The organism is Salinimicrobium profundisediminis (assembly GCF_026241755.1).
GTDB lineage: Bacteria > Bacteroidota > Bacteroidia > Flavobacteriales > Flavobacteriaceae > Salinimicrobium > Salinimicrobium profundisediminis.
Genome location: NZ_JAPJDA010000067.1, coordinates 1 through 2,357 on the forward strand (window position 1 = coordinate 1; position 2,357 = coordinate 2,357).

General features: G+C 38.9%; 3 protein-coding genes. All 3 read right to left on the reverse strand.

Annotated elements, in window-relative coordinates; all coding sequences use genetic code 11:
- A partial coding sequence (locus OQ279_RS18415) for a DDE-type integrase/transposase/recombinase (protein ID WP_266071331.1) occupies positions 1-1,015 on the reverse strand: 1,015 nt, incomplete at its 3' end.
- A 45-nt stretch (positions 1,016-1,060) separates the two neighbouring features.
- Positions 1,061-1,591, reverse strand: coding sequence for a DUF6431 domain-containing protein (locus OQ279_RS18420; protein WP_257297389.1), 531 nt, complete (start codon positions 1,589-1,591; stop codon positions 1,061-1,063).
- A gap of 156 nt (positions 1,592-1,747) precedes the next feature.
- A partial coding sequence (locus OQ279_RS18425; RefSeq protein WP_503167769.1) for a D-alanyl-D-alanine carboxypeptidase family protein occupies positions 1,748-2,357 on the reverse strand: 610 nt, incomplete at its 5' end.

Sequence of the window (2,357 nt, forward strand, 5' to 3'; positions counted from 1 at the left end):
TTTCACAGTGTAGAAATGCAGTGCTTAACGTTTCCTCATCAATAAAGCGAATTGCTTTTCTATCGGAACGGAAAGCCGTTTCCGGACTAATTTTCTCTTCAAGGGCAGAGTGAGGTTTATTCTGATAGCACTCTGTCAGCCACACCTGAAAAAGTTCATTCAGATGATCTAAAGTTTTTGGTTTCTCAATGACAGCTTCACTTATAAATGAATCTATAACTCTATTAAACCTTTCAATTTTGCCCTTGGATTCAGCTGCATACGGCTTAGTGTAAGAAAGGCGGGTGCCTATTTTAGAACATGTACGGGACATCCATTTGGTTCGATACTGCTTTCCATTATCAAAATAAACGGCTTCTGGAACACCGTACTTTTGGATTGCTTGCCGAAAGGCATCTTCAATGATTCTTGAGTCTAGAGTCGGATAGAAGGCTGCATGAACCACTAACCTGGTTGCATCATCAATAAAAGCGACAAGGTAAACCTGTTTATTGATCCCTTTTGGCCCAATAGGCAGATAAGGACCGTATTTAATATCTGATTGCCAAAGTTGGTTCCGGTGCTGTTTTTGAAATCTTCGGGCAGCTACACCGGATTGAGAATAGAGACGCATATGTCGGGTACTGTAACCTTTTTCCGTTAGTTTTTCTTGAAGAGTAGACCTTTTAATTTGTCCTGGATCAGTTAATCCTTCCCATTCTAGAATCTGGATGATTTGCGCCACACTACGGTTTGGCACTTCCTTTCGAAGAAGGATTGCCTGTTCCAATATATGAGAAGGAATAGCTTCTGACTTCCGAGAAACTTTTCTCCCTTGTGGTTTCAATCCTCCAAATCCATCTTCACGAAATTGAGCCAGATATCGCCTAATAGTTCTTTCAGAAAGACCGCTTACCTGCACTATCTGGTTTTTTAGCTCCTTTATTTTTCCAGCATCAAGCCCTTCTGCCAATAAAGGGGATATCAGTTGGAAACGCTGCACTGCCAACTCCTCTGATTTCTTATGATTTCTCATGCATACACTCTCCTTTATGTTTCTATCATGAGTGTAAATCAGAGGTTATTGGACAATGAATGCAGAACGGGTATGTATCCAAAAATTAATATTTACTATAGGGCGGACAATTCTTGTCAGCCATCCATTGGCATCTCCTGCCAAGCGTCCTAGCCTTTGAAGTGCAGTCCCTGAACCTTTGGACGTAAGATCTTGGGGGATGGTTCCTTGACGGGTTCTAATCATGATAGAGGTTAAGCAACCAACCCAATAGTCCACATACTCATGAAACCAGCCACTCCACCTCGAAATAGTAGAATCATCGGCTGGAATAGTGTGGTTGGATGGGCTCGTAAGAACGCTTTCAATACATTCAGATTCATACCGTTTGTAAGGGACCAATAAATCCGGAAGTTCATGGTGAATGGTAAGGCAGTTTGTGCACCTTAACCTCCTAATGTTATAGGTCTTACTCTGTCCTGAATGATCCATAGCTTTTCGGTTCTTAGTACCTATAACCAACATGACTTTCCCACAACATGGAGACGGAATCCTACCTGCACCCCTAACTAAAAACTCCAGTAAGCATGTTTTCAATCAGCTGATAATCTGATACAATAATCATATACTTTTTGGTGGGACGTCTCCCGTATAACTGTTGGCGCAGTTATACGTTATGGGAGGCGTCTTTTCCTTTCTACAGAATTAAAAATGTCGAAATGTTTCGAATATATATATGGACATTATAATCGACTAATTCTGGACAGGCAATACCGTCAACTTTCGGTAATTTAATGGTGTCAAAAACACTATGTCTTCTGCTGTAGAGTAATGCTTTGCCTGATCGTTACCTGTTACATTTGAAAAAGACGTATGATTCATATTTAAAGTTTTTGCTTTATCATTCATTAGTTTAACAAAGTTATCTTCAGAACCCGCTAAGTGTTGAGCTAATGCAAGAGCAGTATCGGCACCTGAAGGCAGCATGACTCCATAAAGCAAATCAATTGCACGAACAGATTCATTTGGTAAAAAACCAGCTACAGAAAGATTTTCTTCATACAGTTTTGAAAACATTTCCGAAGAAACTGTCACAGGTTCATGAATTTCATCAAGCTGCTCAATTGCAACAAGTGTTGTCATGATCTTAGTTAAAGAAGCAATGGAAATTTCTTTTTGAGGCTGTTTTTGATAAAGGACTTTATTTTGATCTAACCTAAGTAAGTAGACATTTTTACTAGCTATATTTTCTTCTAATTCTCTCTCATTTAATAAACCATTATTTTTATCTGAAACTTTTTCTACTCCAATTAATTTTTTATCAATGTGTTCGTTCAAATGAATTGATTCTAATCGAAAAGTA